At 72.5% G+C, this 695-nt stretch carries 1 protein-coding gene; it reads left to right on the top strand.

Annotation, left to right across the window (positions count from 1 at the left end; all coding sequences use genetic code 11):
* A partial coding sequence (locus tag I8J34_RS24230) for a phage baseplate assembly protein V (RefSeq protein ID WP_230411997.1) occupies positions 1–695 on the top strand: 695 nt, incomplete at both ends.

The following is a 695-nucleotide window of genomic DNA, read 5'->3' as shown; positions in this document are numbered from 1 at the left end:
CGCCGCGGGCCTCTCCGAGGTGCTCGCCCTGGCCGCCGCGCGCGGCTACGCCAACAGCTTCGACGCGCTGCCCGCGCACCTGCCCTGGCGCCCCCGCCTCACCGACGACACCGGCGCCCGGCTCAACCCGCGCCCCACCGCCAACGGCCCGACCAGCGCCATCGTCGTCGGCCCCCAGGGCGAAACCCGCCCCAACGGCGCCGACGAAATCTGGTGCGACCGGCTCGGGCGCATCAAGGTGCGCTTCTTGTGGCAACAGGGCAACACCCCCGACGATTGCTCCAGCTGCTGGGTGCGCGTAGGCACCCGCCAGGCCGGCCCCGGCATGGGCTGGCAGATGCTCCCACGCATCGGGCAGGAAGTCCTCGTCACCTTCCTGGGCGGGGACATCAACAGGCCGACAGTGCTTGGCGGGCTTTTTAACGGCCGTGGCGAAGGGGGCATCACCCCCACCCCCGGCGGCGCCGACGCCCAAGCCGCAGACCGCAGCGTCTTCGAGCAAGCCACCGACCACGCCCCTGCCGCCCAAGGCAACCTCACGGCCGGCAACAGCCCCGCCTGGCACGGCGCCGCCGCCAATGAACACCGCCACAGCGCCGCCCTCAGTGGCATCCGCACCAAGGAATTCGGCGCCCACGGCCGCTTCGCCGGCCACAACCAACTCGTCTTCGACGACACCGACAACCAGCAGCGCG

This window comes from Denitromonas iodatirespirans (assembly GCF_018524365.1).
Taxonomy (GTDB): Bacteria; Pseudomonadota; Gammaproteobacteria; order Burkholderiales; family Rhodocyclaceae; genus Nitrogeniibacter; species Nitrogeniibacter iodatirespirans.
Note: the sequence above shows the minus strand (reverse complement) of the source record. Positions and strands in the feature narration are given on the sequence as shown.